The sequence below is a fragment of the Prevotella sp. oral taxon 475 genome (assembly GCF_018127805.1).
Taxonomy (GTDB): domain Bacteria; phylum Bacteroidota; class Bacteroidia; order Bacteroidales; family Bacteroidaceae; genus Prevotella.
In genome coordinates this window covers 1,063,226-1,080,886 of record NZ_CP072334.1, presented here as the reverse complement: position 1 = coordinate 1,080,886, position 17,661 = coordinate 1,063,226, and the positions used below count along the sequence as shown (strand labels likewise).

Below are 17,661 nucleotides of genomic sequence, written 5' to 3'. Positions count from 1 at the left end.
TTAGTTCTCCCCCAGCCAAATGCCAAGGCCGTTCAAGGAACGGCTTGTATTTGAATTGAGCTCTCCCTTGAGAGTTCCAGGGCCATTAGAGTAGAAGATTATTGACCAGGCGTGATCGCCATCTCCATCACTTATATTCGACCAAAAAGCAGCATACGACTGATCAAATCTGCCATAGGAAGAAGGCGCACTCGGAGCCATGCCATACATTCCTGTAGCAGGTAAGAAGAAATATTTATTGAGGGCAGAGGGTGACAGCGGAGTGGGAGAAAAGGTTTCTCTTTTAATGCAATTATTCTCATCTTTCCAGTCTATCCAACCATTTCCATCGTCAAAACCATCCTCCATGTTCTTTCCTCCCAAGAGAGCCAAATTCTCTTGTTTGATTACACTCTGTCTTTTCAGCCAAACGCCACCTTTAAAGAGCCTGCCCAAAGCCACCCACATTCTGTCTGCATCCCAGTGCGGATCACCTTTGTACAGATACCAAAACAGGATATTGGGATTAGGACAGTCTTTACAATTCCGGCGGGCCTGAAAATAAGAGCCAAGGACGCTCGTACCATTCGCCCATCGTAGATACGAATCGTATTCATTGACGGGCAGATGCGCTGTATGCTGTCCACCCGGCGTTTTAGGTTGATGCTGTTCGTTACCATACCACAGATCATTATTCGCATCCCATAGGGTGTATTTGGGATGATAGACACGAATGTCGAAGTCTTTGCCCAGCTCGGTGTTCTTGCCAGCATTGAAGGTGAGGTTGGCATACTCTCGAGTGGTGCTGATCTCGGTGTTGTCGTCTTGGTTCTTAAAGATGTATTCTACCTTGAAGCTGCTGTATGTACCGGGAGCCAACACCATGGTGAAAGACTTGTCGGAGGCTGCGGCCGTAGGCAGGGCATAACCAGTAGAGCCGCCTACGCTCAGTTCGATGGTGTTGGAGGGGTTGGCGGGTGAGGTGGCCAGGTCGAGACCGGTATCACTGAAGTTGTATTCGCCGGCCAGGGGCTTGTTGGCCGTCACCTTGATCTTGACGAGTTTGGCCGCGGTGCTGATGTCACCCGGCGCGTTGTAGGGGATAAAGGTGAGGTAGGCGGCTTGATGCCGGAGGGTGAACTCATAGCGGCCGTTGTTCATCGTGGCCGTGGCGATGCCACAGTCGCCGCTCTCGCCCAGTTGACGGACAACGTTGGGCTCAGCCTGCGATTGCTGGGCCTGGATGGTTACTTTGTCGCCCGATGTGCTGTTCTTTCCGGTATAGCGCACGGTGTAGCTGCTCTTGGTAAAGGAGCCATCGAAATAAAACTTGGCCGTGGCGGTTCGGTTCTTCGTGTCGGCAGCACTCAGGGTAGCGATATTGCTGCGCTTGCTCTTCTTGAGCGGATTGAGGACATCGTCGTCGGTGTGAATCCAAAGAATGTCGTCCGTGGTCCAATAGAAGTCGATACCCGATCCGGTGTACTCGCCCGTGGTGCGCGTTTCTATCTCGTCTTCCTGCCAGGGCAATCCTGATTTGGCCGAAGTCAACTTGGAACTTGGGGCCGTGGTAAACTCTGTCAGTCCTCTTGTATCGAATTCTTCTGTGTTCTTATCTCCTTGTGCCGTATTCTCGCCCGCACAGCTCATCATTAAAAGCGCACTCAAGGCAAGGGCAGATGTTCTTATTTGCTTGATCATATTTTTTCTACTTACTACTTTATTACTTACTACTTACTTTATCACTTACTACTTTTCTTTTTATTCCTCCCATACTCGGTAGGGCGTGTAGGCGGCATCGTCGGTATCCTCTTCGTCAAAGAATCCTTGCTTGGCACCGGGTAGCACCTGCTCATTGCCGGCCGACTGGTGACCGCCGCTGCCAGATTGATGCATCAATTGACTGTCCGTGTCGAGCCTCAAGACCCTAATCTCGGGACGTGTGTAATGTTGAATGTTTACTTGATCTCTTTTCATAACTAAAACTTGGTTTTGTTGTTAATATATCCTGGAAAATTTGGTTTCACGCTCTCTTCCTCCCGCACTGACCGAGTACGAAAAAACCTGCAAAGAGATTCGCTGGGAATCCCTTTGCAGGCTATGGTTTACACTCGCTTCGCGCGCGCGTAGGAGAAAGTGAAAAAGTCTTACACTACAATAGGTGCGAACATTGTGTGTGTGTGTGTGTGTGTGTGTGTGTGTGTGTGTGTGTGTGTGTGTGTGTGTTTAAGGTAGTCATTTTCTCGGAGACTACCAAAGAAAAGGCGTTAAAAGATGCAGAAAAGTTCGCCCCTTTCTGCTCCGCTGTTATGCCTGTATGGAGATGCACGCTACACATTATATGATATATATATCCTTTGTTCTGCTGCCTAAAAGACGGGGCAAAGGTAATACAAACTTTTGAATTCACCAAAAAGAGGAAACCGGAGGAGGAAGATCTGCACCTAAAGGCCTACCTCATCTTCCCCGTTTGGTAGAACTGCAAGAGGTCGAGATTCAAAATGGCGAGATACTTACTTTGCAGGGCGTTTTGCTGGGCGGCAACGAGGTTGTTCTTTCCGGTCATGAGCTGGATGATGTTTTTAAGTCCGAGTCTGAACTGCTCGCTAAGTAAGTCGAAGCTTTCCTGCGCACTCTTCACGCTCTCCTTTGCAGCCTTGAACTTACTTTGATGGGTGGTGGCCTGCAACCAATAGTTCTCGATGTTAGCGTAGAGAGCGGTTTGCCGGTCTTTCAAATCCAGGAGATAGCCCTGCCGCTCGATGAGCGCCTTGTTGAGGGCGGTGCGCTGCGTGCGGTTGTCGAAAAGCGGGATGCTCACGGTAAGACCTGCACCCATGTCGAGATGGGTTTTCAACTGTGTGCCCCAGGCATTGTGGGAGGTAGAGGAAGTGTTGGTGTTGAAGGCTCCGCCCAGGCTGACGGTGGGCAGACGGAGAGCCCGTGCTATTTTGATGTTGACGTCGCTTCCGGCCAGGGCCAGCTGTGCGGCCTTGAGTTCGGGACGGCATTCAACGGCGGCCAGATAGACATTGCTCACAGAGGGAATCGGTTGCAGGGCCATCTCGTCGGTCGAGGGCGGAACGACTACGTCGAAGACCTCGCCATCGGTTATTTGCAAGAGCTGCTTCAGCTGTCGCTTGTAATCGGCAAGCGTACTCTGCGCAGCCACGAGGTTATACTCTTCCTGGGCTCGTTGCGCGGTGAGTTGCGCCAGGTCGGCGCGGCTCATCTTGCCCACACGCAGCATTTCTCGGCCGCGGTCTTCGTTGGTTTGGCTCGTGTTCAGACTTTGCTCGCTCACACGGAGGGCCTCAGTCGAGTAAAGAATCTGCACATAGAGTTGTGCAATCTGTTCTTGAATCGTAGCTGCCGACACCTCGGTTTGCGCCTCGGCCAATTCTGTCAGGAGGCGATTTCGCTTGATGGTGTTGCGGTTTCGGTTGCCGTTCCACACCGTCCAATTGGCCGAAAGGCTGTAGGAACCGTTATAATAAACCTTATCCACGCTCGACGGAGCACCACCACCTGCCGCCGACTCGATCCACGGTCGATAGTTGAGGTTCTGATTGGTAGAGGCCGAGAGCGATGGCAGCAAACCGGCCCGACTTTGCAGCAGATCTTCCTGCGCACTCTTGACCGAGAGGCGGCTCTTTTGCAGAGTGATGTTGTTTTGCAAGGCGTAGTCAATGCATTCTTTCAGCGACCACTCTCTGGCCTGAACCGTTCCGAGGGCTGCGAGCATGAGCAGCACAGCAGCGATGAGTCTTCTTTGTTTCTTCATGTTCTTTCCGATGTTGTTTTGGCACAAGGGATGAAAGTCCCCAGCGATTTCTTTAGTGAGACGGACGCAAGGGAGAAAAAGTTGATTCGACCGTGTCGGAATTAACAATTATTACCCCTCGAGCGGTACGCTTGCAAAAATCTGTTGTCCGCAATCTCCCGTTTTTGTCGTATCTTCGCGCCCGAAACTCACGTAAAATCCGCGACGAAATGACTTCGACCGACAAAGAAATTCTCCAAATCGCCCTCCCCTCTATCCTCTCCAACATCACTGTCCCACTGCTCGGAATGGTAGACGTAGCCATTATGGGACACCTCGGTCAGGCCCAATATATCGGAGCCATTGCCGTGGGCAGCATGATCTTCAACGTGATGTACTGGCTATGCGGATTTCTTCGGATGGGAACCGGCGGGATGACTTCGCAGGCCTACGGCGAACGCAATCATGAGAAGATGGCCCGGATTCTGCTGCGTTCGATGCTCATTGCGTTGCTTTTGGCTTTGGGTCTGCTGGTGCTGCAAGAACCCATTTGCCGGAGTGTTCTGGCAGTGATGAGCCCGGCAGAGGAGGTGGCCTCAATGGCGCGCCGCTATTTTGTCGTCTGCATCTGGGGAGCTCCGGCGATGCTGGGACTTTATAGTCTGACGGGCTGGTTCGTCGGAATGCAGAACACACGCATTCCCATGTTCATTGCCATGGTGCAGAATGTGGTGAACATCGGCATGAGCCTCTTGTTCGTAGCGTTCTGCGGAATGACCATCGAGGGCGTGGCCCTGGGCACACTCGTGGCCCAATATGCCGGACTGGCCTTGGGTCTTTTCTTCTTCTTCCGTCGCTATTTTCCGCCTCTACGCACCTACTTCCACCTGCACGGCATCGCCCGCCGCGCGGAACTCTCGCCCTTCTTCCACATCCATCGCGACATCTTCCTGCGCACCGTTTTCCTCGTGGCCGTCAATCTCTTCTTCACCTCGGCCGGAGCGGCACAGGGCGTCGTTATTCTGGCCGTGAACACACTGCTGTTGCAACTCTTCACCATTTTCTCTTACGTGATGGATGGCTTTGCCTACGCCGGAGAGGCACTGGGCGGGAAATATTATGGGGCGAACCATCGCAGGGCGTTCCTTGCCACGGTGACACGACTGTTTCTTTGGGGCGGAGGGATGATTGTGGCTTTCAGCGGACTGTATCTCCTGGGCGGACGGGCGTTCCTGTCGCTGCTCACCAGCAACAAGGAGGTGGTGGCCGCTGCTCTACCCTATTTTCCTTGGGCCGTGCTGATTCCGTTGAGCGGCATGGCAGCCTTCGTGTGGGACGGCCTTTTTATCGGAACCACTCAGACACGAGGAATGTTGGTCTCGTCGGTTCTCTCGGCCATTCTCTTCTTCATGGTCTACTGGCTACTCCGATCTACCATCGCCAATCATGCCCTTTGGCTCTCGTTCCTCGTCTATCTCTTCAGTCGCGGAGCCATCCAAACGTTTCTCTTCATGCGCCATCCGTTTGTGCGAACCGAAGGGAAACGGTGATGCTACCCAACTCAAATCAGAGACTTCTGCACCCACAGAAACATAAAACGGGCAATAAAGGGCGTATCAAAATCCCGATGCGCCCTTTTTTCTGAGAGGATAGTTCGCTCCGTCTTCATTTCCTCCTCAAACTGCGGCATTTTGTGCATGAAAACCTTTTTTCTGCACGAAAATCCGAGATTCTGTGCACCAAAATCTTTTTTCTGCACGAAAATCCGGGATTCTGTGCATCAAAATCTTTTTTCTGCACGAAAACCTGAGATTCTGTGCACCAAAATCTTTTTGCGTTCTACATGGTAGCATTGAAAGAGGTACAAAAAAGAGGATGTATCATAAAAATGTTGATACATCCTCTCATTGAGGCGAAGACCAGAGGTGCTCGGAACGAAATAGGTCTATTCCTCGATGATGCCTGCCTCTCTCCATTGCTGTACAAGAGCCTGGACATCGGCCAGAGCCACTGCTCGCTCTACTTCGTAGTGCGACGTGAGCAAGTCGGCTAACATATCGACGGTGAACTCCTTTTCTCCAATCGAGTCCCAAAGATAGGCCGACGGTTCGTTCATACTGATGATATTGCTGAAATCGATGTTCTCTTTCCCTTCGGCCACAATCACACGCTCGCCGCAGATGGAACGCAGGTTGAATCCTTTTTTTGCTTTCATCCTTTTTGTTGTTGAATATTTGTTTTTATTGTTTTCTAAATCGGTTGAAATACCTTCAGCCACACTCGCCGGTAAAAGCCTAAGAGGTAGCGGCGCAGGGGGAAGAGGCGGGTCCAAAGGAAAGAGTAGACTTTCCATTTCAGACTATTGGTCTTGTCGAGCTTCTTCCGTCCCTTTCGGTAGAATCCCAAGGCGAAAGCGCGGATGTCGCTCCGTTGGCAATGCTCCGTACCTAAATTTCCGTCGCCGCGCAACGTAATCTCATCGCCCTTGATGCGGATGATGCGATGCAGAACGAAATGCCCTTTTGCAATCTCAGCCAGTACGGCATCGCCTTTCTGTATGGTGGTGGGCTTGCTCAGCAGGGCTTTGTCGCGGTTGTCTTCCAAAAAGGGACGCATGCTGAAGCCCTTGAGCCGTAGTGTTACGGTGTGCCCCTCTTCTAAAAGGGCTACCACCTCGGGCAGAAAACGCGCGTTTTCAAACTGTAGTTCTTTTATTGGGCGATGATCTGGTGACATAGGAGGGCGGCTTCTTTGTTGGGTAGACAGTGGACGGTGTAAATATTCGTTGTCTCGATGACTCGGGAAATGGTGTTGCAGATGCTGTTGAAGATGTCTTTGTCCCACTTCATCGATGAACAGGAGGGCAACAGGGAGGCAAACGCCTCGATAGGATTCAACTTGTCGACGCTGTTCTGCGTGGCTCTGTCGATCCTCGAGATGGCTCCCAAGCGTGCTTTCACGTTGCGGTAGCAGGGGGTCTTCCCGCTCCAGGGTCCGCCGTAGATGTAGGGCTGTCCGTCAATGATCCGAATGATCGGATTGTCGTCATTCATCAAGTCGCAGTCGGGGATATGGCGGAGCCAAAGACTCACGTGCGTGCTCTTCCCCGTTCCGCTCTTGGCCGTGAAGGCGTATCCACGTCCCTGATGACGGACCAATGAAGCATGAATGAGCAACGTTTGCCTGAAGCTGCCGGCAAAGGCGAAGATGAGCATGAGGGCGTTGTTAAGTCCGAAACAACGCATGTCGTAATTGCCATTGAGGGCGCAACGACAGTCGGAAAAGTCTTTATTCGTGCGCAGCAAACAGCAGTGATTGCCTCGCAAGTCTTTGATGAGAAACTGATATCCACCATCAGAGAGTCGATCGACAAGCGTGTTTCCATTCCCTGTATCGAAATCTCTGATCGTCTCTCTCTCCTCTTGGTCCGTGGGCCGTAGCCGGTCGTCCACCGTGAGCTGAAAAAATAAATCGTCTGTGAACGGCGATACACGAAAAGGCTCGAACGACTGTATCAGTGACGGACCGTTGTGCCTTGATTCCTCGAAAATGATTCTAATGTTGAGTTCTGCTATCCTGAAATGATGAATCATGCGGTGTTTCGCTTTGAGTGCTTGATGGGAATGACGATGCTTCACTTCTCCTCTTCGGGAGCGATGGGCGCATATCTGAATTCCGATTCCTTAATGTAGCGCACATCAAATTTTCCTTTCTCCGTGTATTTCTTCCTAAGCGTTGCCAGCTTCTTTTCCGCCGTCTTTCTTTTCAGTGCAAAACTCGTGATGGGAGTGGGATAGGATACGCCTTGGCCTTTCAAATAATCGCGCAGTTGGTAAGAGTAGTTCTCCCGACTGTAAAGAAAGTGATTTCCTTCGTTGACCCATGCAGAATCTATTTCTTGAACGTCGGTGAAATAGACCGTGGAGTCGTTGAATGATGCTGCAAATCCAAATGCGTAAACTTTTGTTTGTTTCAGTTTTGCTGACGCGTTGCCTGCCAGCAAGGCCAATAAGATGGCAAAAAGATATTGTTTATAATTCTTCATCAATGATAATTGTTTATGACTGCAAGTTCTTCCGTGTGTAAGTCACACGACTCTTTGTCACTGCCCCAAATAGCTTTTCAGCATTTTGTTCTTTGTATTGTTTCGCAGTCTTCTAATGGCTTTTTCCTTTATTTGTCTCACTCTTTCGCGGGTAAGACTGTATTTGTCTGCTATTTCCTCGAGCGTCATTTCTTGCTGATTGATTCCGAAGAAGGCTTCGATGACATTTCGCTCACGCTCGTTGAGAAACTGCAATGCTCGTGCGATTTCGTTGCGTAGCGATTCTAAAACCAGTTCATTGTCGGCGGTTGGTGTGTCCGAACTTGTCATCGTATCGAGCAGACTGCTTTCCTCGCCGTCTATAAAGGGGGCATCCACGGAGATGTGCTTACCTGTCACCTTCATTGCATCTTCGATTTTCTCTTCGGGGAGATCGATTTTCTCTGCGAGTTCGTTGATGCTGGGGCGTCGTTCGTTTTCTTGTTCGAACTTATTGAGCACTTTATTGATTTTGTTCACCGAACCTACCTGATTGAGCGGGAGCCTTACGATGCGACTTTGTTCGGCGATGGCTTGCAAAATGCTTTGTCTAATCCACCACACGGCATACGAGATAAATTTAAAACCGCGTGTTTCGTCAAATTTCTCGGCTGCTTTAATTAGTCCTACGTTGCCTTCGTTGATAAGATCTTGCAGGCTCAGACCTTGGTTTTGATATTGCTTGGCAACAGACACCACAAACCGGAGGTTAGATTTGGTGAGCTTTTCCAGGGCTTTTCGGTCGCCTTTTCGTATGCGCTGCGCCAATTCTACTTCTTCTTCCACCGTGAGGAGTTCCTCGTGTCCAATTTCTTGGAGATATTTGTCTAAGGAATCGTTCTCTCTGTTGGTGATTGATTTTGTGATTTTCAGCTGTCTCATTTAAGTGTTGCCTTTATGCTTGTGTGCAAATTTAATTACTTTGGTGTACATCTGCAAATCTTTTTATTCCTTTTTTCCTACAGCATTGATATTGCGCATGAGACCGGTATATTTGGCGCGCTTGACGGCACTACCTTTGAAGAGTCGGCGATAGTCGTCTTCGGAGAGACGGAGCCATTTCTCGCGGGTCATTTCGAGGAGTTCGGTTCGGGGTTGGAGTTCGGGGATATCAGTGGGTGGAGCGAGTCGGTTCCAAGGGCAGACGGTTTGGCATCTGTCGCAGCCGTAGATGGTATTGCCCATTGCCTGGATGGTGGTGGGGTTGAGGTCCTCGCGGTTTTCGATGGTTTGATAGGAGAGACAGCGATGAGCGTCGAGAGGCTGTCGTTGGTGAGGGTGATGGGGATTCCAGGTGCCAAGAGCGTGGGTGGGGCAGGCTTCGAGGCAGCGGTGACAGGAGCCGCAGCGACTGGGCATTTCCTGGTCGTATTGGAGGGGGATGTCGAGGAAGAGTTCGCCGAGAACGAACTGGCTGCCGGCCTGTGGAAGAATGAGTTGATGATTGCGTCCAGTCCATCCGAGTCCGGCTTTCACGGCCCAGTATCGTTCAAGGATGGGGGCACTGTCACAGAATACTCGGAAATAGGGACTTGAGGGAGTCAAGGTATTGGATGGGTTCGAAGGCGAGGGATAGGGTGTGAAGCCGAGGTGTGTGGCGAGAGATCTGAGTTTTGTCTTGACGACGTCGTGATAGTCTTGTCCGTAAGCGTAGCCGGCAAGTTGATATTGTTCTTGTGGGATACGTTGGGCAGGAGCGTAGTTAAGGGCAACACTCACGATAGACTGTACACCGGGCATGAGCAGTCGTGGGTCGAGTCGTTTGTCTGTATGATTGTTCATATAGTCCATACCTGCGTGCCGTCCTTCGCTGAGCCATCGTCTCACCTCATGAGCCGTCTCCTCGTCTACAGCTTCAGCATGTGCGATGCCGCAGGCGAAGAAGCCGAGGCGTGCGGCCTCGGCTTTGATCTGGCGGGAGAGTTCACTCTTGTCAATCGATGGTTTTGAATTCATAGCCTTGTTCTTTGAGCCATTGCAGGGTCTGCGGCAGGGCAAAGCGAAGTTTGTCGATACTTTTGAGCGAATCGTGAAAGGTGATGATTGATCCGTTTCGGGTGTATCGTTTCACGTTGTTAAGGACGTCTTCGGCGGTCATCCATTTGGAGTAATCGCGTGTCACGACGTCCCACATGACGACTTTGTATTTCCGGCTGAGCCAGGCATATTGACTGAGTCGCATCCATCCATGCGGCGGTCGAAAGAGGTGCGAGTGAATGAGTTCGTCGGCCTGTCGGGCATTATCGCTATAGGTGCGGATGGTGTGTCGTGCACCACCCATATGGTTGTAGGTATGATTACCCACGCGATGCCCGGCGTCGAGGATTTGGCGGTAGAGATGGGGATATCTTTCTACGTTCTGTCCCACCATGAAGAAAGTGGCCAGAGCGTTATATCGGGCCAGGGTTTCGAGGATGAAGGGAGTAGACTCGGGGATGGGCCCGTCGTCGAAGGTGAGGTAGACGGCGCGTTCCCGTTTGTCCATCCGCCACAGAGCGTGGGGATAAAGCCAACGTAACCAGATGGAGGGTTGCTCGATGAACATTGTTTTTTAGTTGACGAGTTGACAAGGAAATTTGCCTTATTCCACAACGCATCACGAAATCCAGCGATGCAATCGTACCGATATAATTCGATCAAACGAAGTCCAGCAATGCAAACAGCCATGGCGGTTTGGGGCAATGAACTCGCGGTACAAACAGCCATGGCTAACGGAAAAAATCAGGATTATTCGGGGAAGACGCCTCCTTTGCTATGATAGAGCGACATGAGACTCTCGAGCTGCTTGCGTTGTTTGGCAGCCAGCGAACGATCAAACATCTCGGTGATAGCCACCGTCTGCCGCATCTGATAGAATTGCGCCAAACAGTCGCGCGTGGAACCTTGGAAGCGTGCTCCCTCGAGTGAAAGATACCATCCCAAATATTGCTCGGCACTCTTCCATACAGCGTCGATTTGCTGGCGTGCCTTTCCCTTCTGCCCCAGCAGGGCGTAGTTACGGGCAAACTCATTGCCGGCTCCCAGGTCGAAGCCACCTGTGACATAGCTTACCGGCACGTTCTCGTAGGGTATCTCCTGCTCGGCTTTTTGCAACACGCGTAGGGCCTTCTCTTTCTTGCCTTCGGCGATAAGCTGGGTGGCGAGCTGAGCCATAAGCCGGCGATGGGTGTAACACATCCGCATGACGGTTTCGTCGATGTAGATGCCGCGGCGCGAGAGTCCGCCGTAGCGGTAACGATACATCACATTGCGATAGGTTTTCTCGGTATCGAAGTTGCGCGCACCGGGAAGATTGGTGGTAAAGGGAGTGATGCGATTGGCCAGTCCTTCCTGCACGAAGTTGTCACCCAAATTCATGTAGTTCTCCTGTCCCACGGTGAGGGCTACGTAGATGGGTCGCTCCCAATTGCACTGGGCAATCATCTCGAGCATCATCAGATCGCCTTTATAAAGGGCGTTCTTCCCAGCCAACGAGATGACCATTCTGTTGGGAATCGTGTCGGCCGCCATCATCATTCCACTGCGACGCACGGCAGCTTTGTCGATGGTAACGTAGAGCGTGTCAGTAGGAATGAAGTGGGTGTCTTTATCTTTCGAGCGTACCCAGTAGCGCAGGATGTTCTTGAGTTCAAAGGGTTCGTCGCCGTAGGTAGCTCGTGCCTGCTCGGGGTTAGTTTTGTAGAAGTCGAGCAGTTGCTGCTTAGCCTGGGGTACGATTTCGACGTATTCGTTCGTACCCGAACAATATTCGAGTCTTGGCCAGGTGATAGGCACCGATGGCGAACGGTAGGCCGGACGTTTCATTTGGTCAATATACCAGTCGGTTTGCAGGTAGCTCAGGTTGCAGACACGGGCATCGGTTCGCACACCTTCCACTTCTTGATTGTACCACAGAGGGAAGGTATCGTTGTCGCCGTTGGTGAAGAGAATGGGATTACCTTTATCTTGCAGAGTCATAAGATAATTCTGCCCGAAGTCTCGGCAGGTGTCGCGATGACTTCGGTCGTGATCGTCCCAAGTCTGAGAAGCCATTTGCACAGGCACCAGCAGACACACCGCTCCCACAATAGCCGAAAGCACCGTCTCGTTCATCGACAACCGCTTCTTGAGCAGATCAATCAGTGCCGCCACACCGATGCCGCACCAGATGGCAAAGGCGTAGAACGATCCGGCATAAGCATAGTCGCGCTCGCGGGGTTGCATGGGAGTTTGGTTGAGATAAATAACGATGGCCAGGCCCGTCATGAAAAACAGGAAGAACACCACCCAGAACTGTCGGATACCTCGCTGTCCGCGGAAAGCTTGCCAAAACAATCCGATGAGCCCTAAGAGCAGCGGCAGACAGTAGAAGACGTTATGTCCTTTGTTGTTCTTGAGGTCATCGGGCAGCTTACTCTGGTCGCCCAACCGCAGATTATCGATAAAACTGATACCCGTAAGCCAGTTGCCGTGTTCGAGTTCGCCGTTTCCTTGCAGATCATTTTGCCTTCCGGCGAAGTTCCACATAAAATATCGCCAATACATAAAGTTGCATTGGTAGGAAAGAAAGAAGCGTAAGTTGTCAGCCTGTGAGGGCATCTTCACCATAATGTTCTCGCCACATCGGTCGTAGGGCACTTCCGATCCGTCGATTCCGCCCATCCAGTCATCGTAGGCCTGAGCATGCGCAGAACTGTACATCCGCGGAAAGAGCATATTCTGCGCGTAAACGTATTTATTCTTGTGGCTCACCACGAAGTAAGAGTCTTTTTCGTCGGCCCGTGCCTTCTCTTTTCGCTGATAGATGGGTGCTCCTTCTGTCATTCGGGGCTTACACATGTTACCTTCTTGGTCGAGCTGCACCTGCGAACTGAAAGCTTGTCCGTAGAGCAATGGACGGTCGCCGTACTGGTCGCGACTCAGATACGAGCCCAACGTAAAGATGTCTTCAGGCGAGTTTTGGTCCATCGGTGGATTCGCCAGGGAACGAATCACGATCACCGCATAACTCGAATAGCCGATCATCAACATCAGCATGCAGAGCAGTACCGTGTTCTTGATGCGCGAAGAAACAAGAGGAACAAGTTTTCTATCGGCCGTCCGCCGTTTGTAATTCAGCACCACGTAGAGCAAAGCCAACACAATCACTCCTATCAATACCGCCGACCAGCCGTAACCGTAGAACGGAATGCCCAACATAGCAAAAGCGGCGATGAACGAGAGATTCTCGCGCTTCGCATGAATTCCCGTGTAACTCTCATAGATAGCCCAAATCACAATAGCTGCCAAGAGAATAATGTAAATCACTTCACCCGTGTTGAACGGCATACCCAAGGTGTTGACGAAGAACAATTCAAACCATCCACCCACTGTGATGATGCCCGGTACTACGCCATAGAGCACCGCCGCCACCACCACAAACGAGATGACCAACGCCAGAAGCGAACCTTTCACCTCGATGTCGGGGAATTTCCGATACACAAACACCAACACAATAGCCGGAATGCACAACAGATTGAGCAAGTGAACGCCAATACTCAATCCCGTCATATACATGATGAGTACCAGCCAACGATCGCTATGCGGTTCGTCGGCATGGTCTTCCCATTTCAGTATGAGCCAGAATACAATGGCCGTAAAGGCCGACGAGTAGGCATACACTTCGCCTTCAACGGCACTGAACCAAAAAGTGTCGCTAAAAGTATAGATCAATGCACCCACTAATCCTGAAGCCTCAATAGCGATCAACTTACCGGTAGTCAGTGCGTCCCAATCTTTCAGCACCAGCTTCCGTGTCAGATGCGTAATCGTCCAAAAGAGAAAGAGGATGGTCGTTGCGCTCAACAGGGCGCTCATCGTGTTCACCATGCGTGCCACTTGGGTTGCATCGCTCGCGAAATGCGAGAACAGATTGGCCGTGAGCATGAAGAAAGGTGCACCCGGCGGATGACCTATTTCCAGTTTATAACCTGTTGTGATAAACTCGGGACAGTCCCAAAAACTGGCTGTCGGCTCGATGGTTGAGCAGTAAACAAATGCTGCGATGAGAAAAGTAAGCCAACCCAGCGCATTGTCTACTAACTTATACTGTTTCATTTATCGGTGAAAATAAAAAGGTTTTATTTCGAAATAACGGCTGCAAAGATAGCTCAAATCGCTATAAGTACAAAATAAATAACATTGTTTAGAGGTGTTATCTAGGCTTCGGGAAAGCGTTCGTCAGAGCGTTTTCCCGTTTCTTCTTTCTGTTGTCAGGCTTTAGGTTCGTTTCTCTCTTCCTTATCTCGAACGACGGGAGCAGATGAGCCCAACTTGATCAGCAGCAATCCCACACCCGTGAGCAACAGTTCTCTCATCCGCACAATCAAAGCAACGAATATCCCGGCACTGGTCGCAATGCCCAAACCCGCGGTCGACATGAGAAAACCGCCTTCTCTGCCCCCCAATTGCAAGGGAATAAAGAACAGCAGATTAGCAAACAAACTGGTAAAGGACAGGATCAAAACACATTGTATATAACTTACCTCAGGCAGAATGACCAAAAGGATGAAGTAGATTTCCAAAGCCGAAAGAAGCCGGCATGTCAATTCAAGCCCCACAGCAGCGATGAAAGTGGCCCTGCTCTGCCGATGCAACGCCGCGATTTGGCAGTCGATGGTATCCAGTTCGCCGCGATGCCGGTCGATGAAAGGCCTCGCCCATTTCTTCACGAAGGGAATATGGCGCAACAGATTCATCGCTCTTACAGCCAGTCCCTTGCGATAGCCCGAGATGAAAAACCACAGTCCCAATCCACAAAAGACTCCACCAGTCCCCAGCATCAAGGCGGTGAGAACGTTCAACGGCTGCGTCAGCAGATAGAGAGGGATGGAAATGAGCCAAAACCAGAAGTGACTGAAGATGTGAGTCATGGCATAAAAAATCACCGACGACGAGGCTCGCTCGGTTCCTATCTTAGGTGCGAGCGACATTACCCGGTAAGGCTCGCCGCCCATCAGCCCTCCCGGCGTGGCGTAGTTTAAGGCAAAACCCGACACTGTCAGCTTATACAGCCACCAAAAGCCCACTTTCTCCCTGCGTTGACCCTGCAAAGGGCTCTCACTCTTTGCTCCTGCCTTAATAATAAGGTACCAAGCAGCGGTGTTGAACACATACAGAACGCACCATAATCCCAAAACGGCCAAAAACCAATAGCCCGTATGTTGCAAACCCGACCACACTTCGGCAAAGTCGAGTTGGGTGATCATCAACCCAAGCACTGCCATACCGAAGATGAAAAAGCCGTTTTGGTATTTCTTGTTCATTCCTTACGAAGATTTCTTTTCGCCGTCTGTCCCTCGTTTTTTGTTCACCGAGAATCGCACTTTTTCGCTCTCGTCCCGTTTTTCGTGGTAGAGCTTTTTCAAAGGATTTGCAAAAGGTCGATCGTAAGACAAGCGATTGCGGAACACATCCATCGCCAGATAGAGCGCATGTCTGAAAGCCTGCTCGTCGGTTAGGCCTTGTCCGGCTCTGTCGTAGCTCACTTCATGGTCCGACGAGGCAACAACTACCGGCAAACCGGCCAACAATCGCACGCCGCCTTCCACCGACAAGGCTTTAAACGGCGTGATTCCTTGGTCATAATACATAGCCAACACACCGTCGAAGGCATCGTATTCTCTACCTCCGAAAAACGTATCGGCCTGGTAGGGCCCGAAAACCGTCAATCCGTCGGCCACCATTTCTTTAATGGCAGGCACGATTGCCTCTTGTTCTTCCTTGCCCAACTGCCCCTCGCTCGTCTCCGGATTGAGAGCCAGCACAGCGATACGAGGGATGGATATCCGAAAGTCTCGCTTCAGTGTTTCGTGCATCAACGTAGCCTTTGCCACGATATTCTCTTTGGTGATCTCTTTCGCCACGTTTTTAATAGCAGTTTCGCCTGCCACGGTAGCGACGTGCAACTGGTCGTTCACCGAGAGAATCTCCGGTTCTTTCTCTGCTCCGAGTTTTTGAGCGATATATTCCACGAGATCTTTGTTCGTCTCGTCTTTGGCAAAAAAGGTACTTTCGTTGATCGGAGCATTCACCAATACGTCTATCAAGCCTTCTTTACAATCGGCCAAAGCCCTATCCAGTGCATTGCGCGCAGCCTTTCCGCTCTCCTCACTGGGTGTTCCCAGTTCCACTTTCACCTCTTCTTCCGTCGTGGCCAACAGGTTCAGCCGATCGGTCCGAGCTTCATCTGCGTGGTGGATGATGCTGAAATTCACCTCCATCTCGAGGGCTTTGCGATGATAAGTGGCAATTTTCGGCGATCCATAGATCACCGGTGTGCAGAGTTCCAAGAGTTCGGGTTCTGCAAAAATTTTGAATATCAGTTCGTAACCCACGCCGTTGGTATCGCCCTGGGTGATACCTATGCGTATCTTCTTTTCGTCCATATTCTTTATTTTAGTGTAAGCAGCACAATTTCTCGCTGCCCGATGCTATTTCTTTTCTTCCTTTCCGATACACCTACCGGTTGATAGCGATAGCCCGCCGTCAAGTCTTTCGCTCATCGACCGTCTGTTTAGCCGTGCTCAGCAAACCGCAAGCGGCAAAAATATCCTGTCCTCTGCTGGCGCGTATAGTGGTGAAAATGCCGTGGGCCGTGAGATAATCGCGAAAGCTTTCCATCCGTTTTTCGTCTGTCCCCTGCAAGTTCACATTCGGAATCTGATGAAAACGAATCAGGTTCATCCTGCAATCCAGTCCATCGAGCAATCGAACAATAGCGCGGGCATGGGTCATCGAGTCGTTGATACCGCCGAAGAGGATGTATTCGAACGAAAGTCTGCGTTGGTGCGAGAAGTCGTATTGGTGCAACAAGTCGACGATTTCCTCTATCGACATCGCCTTTTCGGCGGGCATCAACAGAGCCCGTTGCTCGGGCAAAGGCGAGTGCATGCTGATGGCCACATGGCAATCGCTCTCGTCGAGAAATCGTTTGAGTTTCCCTCTCACCCCCACGCTACTCACCGTAATGCGTTTCGGACTCCAGGCATAACCATAGTCTGCGGTGAGAATCTCGGTAGCTTTGAGCACATGATCCAAGTTATCCATCGGCTCTCCTTGCCCCATAAACACGATGTTGGTCAGCGTTTCGCGCTCAGGCAGTGCATAAATTTGGTTCAGGATGTCACGAACGGTAAGACTACCTTCAAAGCCTTGCTTCCCGGTTTGACAAAACAGACAGTTCATTTTGCAGCCCACCTGGCACGAAACGCACAGCGTGGCGCGGTCGCGATCGGGGATATACACTGTCTCAACAAAGCGTCCGTTCTCCGTCGGGAAGAGATATTTGATGGTTCCATCTTTCGAATATTGCGCATCAACGTGCTTGGCGCATCCTATTTCATAGGCTTCAGCCAGTAGGGCCCGGTTGTTTTTCGACAGGTTGGTCATCCCGTCTATCTCCTCTACATGCTGTTTGTAGAGCCAAGCCGCCATCTGCTTGCCGGTGAAAGCAGGCATGCCCAACTGCCCTGCCACGGTTTTCAGCTCGGCAAGGGTCAATCCTAAAAGCATTTTTTTGCCACTATTCATCTGGTTGAGGGGTGTTTCGAGAAGCAAAATTCGATGTTCATTTCTCTGCAAAGTTAATATATTTAATTGGGATAAGGGTCGGAAGAAAGCACATATTCTTTCTGCCGGCAATGCCACCACCCTCTGCTGGTCTCTTCAACAAGCGTTTTCCGCCATGATGTTCGAATTCTTTGAAGAGTCATATACAATTGTTCGATTTTACGGATAAACGCAAAATTCGAAAAGCGAAGACTTTCTTTTTACACTACAAAACGATTTTTCGAATGAGAAGAAAAGAGCACCCCAA

15 protein-coding genes are annotated in these 17,661 nt (G+C 50.8%); 1 reads left to right on the top strand and 14 read right to left on the bottom strand.

The genetic code is table 11. The annotated features are described in order from the left end of the window. From J5A66_RS04140 to J5A66_RS04130, 3 genes are all read right to left on the bottom strand, one after another. On the bottom strand, nucleotides 1–1,680 hold the full coding sequence (locus J5A66_RS04140; protein ID WP_211791225.1) for a hypothetical protein: 1,680 nt from the start codon (nucleotides 1,678–1,680) through the stop codon (nucleotides 1–3). 60 nt (nucleotides 1,681–1,740) lie between these two features. Then, nucleotides 1,741–1,956, bottom strand: a complete 216-nt coding sequence (locus J5A66_RS04135) for a hypothetical protein (protein WP_211791224.1) — start codon at nucleotides 1,954–1,956, stop codon at nucleotides 1,741–1,743. Between the two features lie 475 nt (nucleotides 1,957–2,431). Then, nucleotides 2,432–3,763 carry a TolC family protein gene (locus J5A66_RS04130; RefSeq protein WP_211791223.1) on the bottom strand — a complete coding sequence of 444 codons (1,332 nt, stop codon included), beginning with the start codon at nucleotides 3,761–3,763 and terminating at the stop codon, nucleotides 2,432–2,434. 209 nt (nucleotides 3,764–3,972) lie between these two features. Between J5A66_RS04130 and J5A66_RS04125 the strand changes: the two genes are divergently transcribed. After that, on the top strand, nucleotides 3,973–5,292 hold the full coding sequence (locus J5A66_RS04125) for an MATE family efflux transporter (RefSeq protein ID WP_211791222.1): 1,320 nt from the start codon (nucleotides 3,973–3,975) through the stop codon (nucleotides 5,290–5,292). Between the two features lie 395 nt (nucleotides 5,293–5,687). Here the strand turns inward: J5A66_RS04125 and J5A66_RS04120 are convergent, their stop codons facing one another. From J5A66_RS04120 to rlmN, 11 genes are all read right to left on the bottom strand, one after another. After that, the gene (locus J5A66_RS04120) at nucleotides 5,688–5,957 is read right to left on the bottom strand and encodes a PqqD family protein (protein ID WP_211791221.1); all 270 of its coding nucleotides are present in this window, start codon (nucleotides 5,955–5,957) and stop codon (nucleotides 5,688–5,690) included. Between the two features lie 35 nt (nucleotides 5,958–5,992). Then, on the bottom strand, nucleotides 5,993–6,478 hold the full coding sequence (locus tag J5A66_RS04115; RefSeq protein ID WP_211791220.1) for a S24/S26 family peptidase: 486 nt from the start codon (nucleotides 6,476–6,478) through the stop codon (nucleotides 5,993–5,995). After that, nucleotides 6,454–7,335 (bottom strand): hypothetical protein, encoded by an 882-nt coding sequence (locus J5A66_RS04110; RefSeq protein WP_211791219.1) that lies wholly within the window; start codon nucleotides 7,333–7,335, stop codon nucleotides 6,454–6,456. Before J5A66_RS04110 ends, J5A66_RS04115 begins: the two co-directional genes overlap by 25 nt. A gap of 41 nt (nucleotides 7,336–7,376) precedes the next feature. After that, nucleotides 7,377–7,787: a hypothetical protein gene (locus J5A66_RS04105; RefSeq protein WP_211791218.1), complete on the bottom strand. Its 411-nt coding sequence runs from the start codon at nucleotides 7,785–7,787 to the stop codon at nucleotides 7,377–7,379. Nucleotides 7,788–7,844: 57 nt separating this feature from the next. Then, nucleotides 7,845–8,708: an RNA polymerase sigma factor RpoD/SigA gene (locus tag J5A66_RS04100; RefSeq protein WP_211791217.1), complete on the bottom strand. Its 864-nt coding sequence runs from the start codon at nucleotides 8,706–8,708 to the stop codon at nucleotides 7,845–7,847. A gap of 63 nt (nucleotides 8,709–8,771) precedes the next feature. After that, the gene (gene queG, locus J5A66_RS04095; RefSeq protein ID WP_211791216.1) at nucleotides 8,772–9,782 is read right to left on the bottom strand and encodes a tRNA epoxyqueuosine(34) reductase QueG; all 1,011 of its coding nucleotides are present in this window, start codon (nucleotides 9,780–9,782) and stop codon (nucleotides 8,772–8,774) included. Further along, a complete protein-coding gene (locus tag J5A66_RS04090; RefSeq protein ID WP_211791215.1) occupies nucleotides 9,760–10,371 on the bottom strand; it encodes a polysaccharide deacetylase family protein in 612 nt (203 codons plus the stop codon). Before J5A66_RS04090 ends, queG begins: the two co-directional genes overlap by 23 nt. 182 nt (nucleotides 10,372–10,553) lie before the next feature. After that, nucleotides 10,554–13,901 (bottom strand): protein O-mannosyl-transferase family, encoded by a 3,348-nt coding sequence (locus tag J5A66_RS04085; protein WP_211791214.1) that lies wholly within the window; start codon nucleotides 13,899–13,901, stop codon nucleotides 10,554–10,556. A 155-nt stretch (nucleotides 13,902–14,056) separates the two neighbouring features. Next, nucleotides 14,057–15,109, bottom strand: a complete 1,053-nt coding sequence (locus J5A66_RS04080; protein ID WP_211791213.1) for a lysylphosphatidylglycerol synthase transmembrane domain-containing protein — start codon at nucleotides 15,107–15,109, stop codon at nucleotides 14,057–14,059. Between the two features lie 3 nt (nucleotides 15,110–15,112). Beyond that, nucleotides 15,113–16,231: a PdxA family protein gene (locus J5A66_RS04075; RefSeq protein WP_211791212.1), complete on the bottom strand. Its 1,119-nt coding sequence runs from the start codon at nucleotides 16,229–16,231 to the stop codon at nucleotides 15,113–15,115. A 100-nt stretch (nucleotides 16,232–16,331) separates the two neighbouring features. Continuing rightward, nucleotides 16,332–17,375, bottom strand: a complete 1,044-nt coding sequence (gene rlmN / locus J5A66_RS04070; protein ID WP_211791211.1) for a 23S rRNA (adenine(2503)-C(2))-methyltransferase RlmN — start codon at nucleotides 17,373–17,375, stop codon at nucleotides 16,332–16,334. Nucleotides 17,376–17,661: the final 286 nt, after the last annotated feature.

Coding starts and splice junctions, on each gene's coding strand:
- J5A66_RS04140 (WP_211791225.1), bottom strand. CDS start 1,680: ATGATCAAGCAAATAAGAACATCTGCCCTTGCCTTGAGTGCGCTTTTA.
- J5A66_RS04135 (WP_211791224.1), bottom strand. CDS start 1,956: ATGAAAAGAGATCAAGTAAACATTCAACATTACACACGTCCCGAGATT.
- J5A66_RS04130 (WP_211791223.1), bottom strand. CDS start 3,763: ATGAAGAAACAAAGAAGACTCATCGCTGCTGTGCTGCTCATGCTCGCA.
- J5A66_RS04125 (WP_211791222.1), top strand. CDS start 3,973: ATGACTTCGACCGACAAAGAAATTCTCCAAATCGCCCTCCCCTCTATC.
- J5A66_RS04120 (WP_211791221.1), bottom strand. CDS start 5,957: ATGAAAGCAAAAAAAGGATTCAACCTGCGTTCCATCTGCGGCGAGCGT.
- J5A66_RS04115 (WP_211791220.1), bottom strand. CDS start 6,478: ATGTCACCAGATCATCGCCCAATAAAAGAACTACAGTTTGAAAACGCG.
- J5A66_RS04110 (WP_211791219.1), bottom strand. CDS start 7,335: ATGATTCATCATTTCAGGATAGCAGAACTCAACATTAGAATCATTTTC.
- J5A66_RS04105 (WP_211791218.1), bottom strand. CDS start 7,787: ATGAAGAATTATAAACAATATCTTTTTGCCATCTTATTGGCCTTGCTG.
- J5A66_RS04100 (WP_211791217.1), bottom strand. CDS start 8,708: ATGAGACAGCTGAAAATCACAAAATCAATCACCAACAGAGAGAACGAT.
- queG (WP_211791216.1), bottom strand. CDS start 9,782: ATGAATTCAAAACCATCGATTGACAAGAGTGAACTCTCCCGCCAGATC.
- J5A66_RS04090 (WP_211791215.1), bottom strand. CDS start 10,371: ATGTTCATCGAGCAACCCTCCATCTGGTTACGTTGGCTTTATCCCCAC.
- J5A66_RS04085 (WP_211791214.1), bottom strand. CDS start 13,901: ATGAAACAGTATAAGTTAGTAGACAATGCGCTGGGTTGGCTTACTTTT.
- J5A66_RS04080 (WP_211791213.1), bottom strand. CDS start 15,109: ATGAACAAGAAATACCAAAACGGCTTTTTCATCTTCGGTATGGCAGTG.
- J5A66_RS04075 (WP_211791212.1), bottom strand. CDS start 16,231: ATGGACGAAAAGAAGATACGCATAGGTATCACCCAGGGCGATACCAAC.
- rlmN (WP_211791211.1), bottom strand. CDS start 17,375: ATGAATAGTGGCAAAAAAATGCTTTTAGGATTGACCCTTGCCGAGCTG.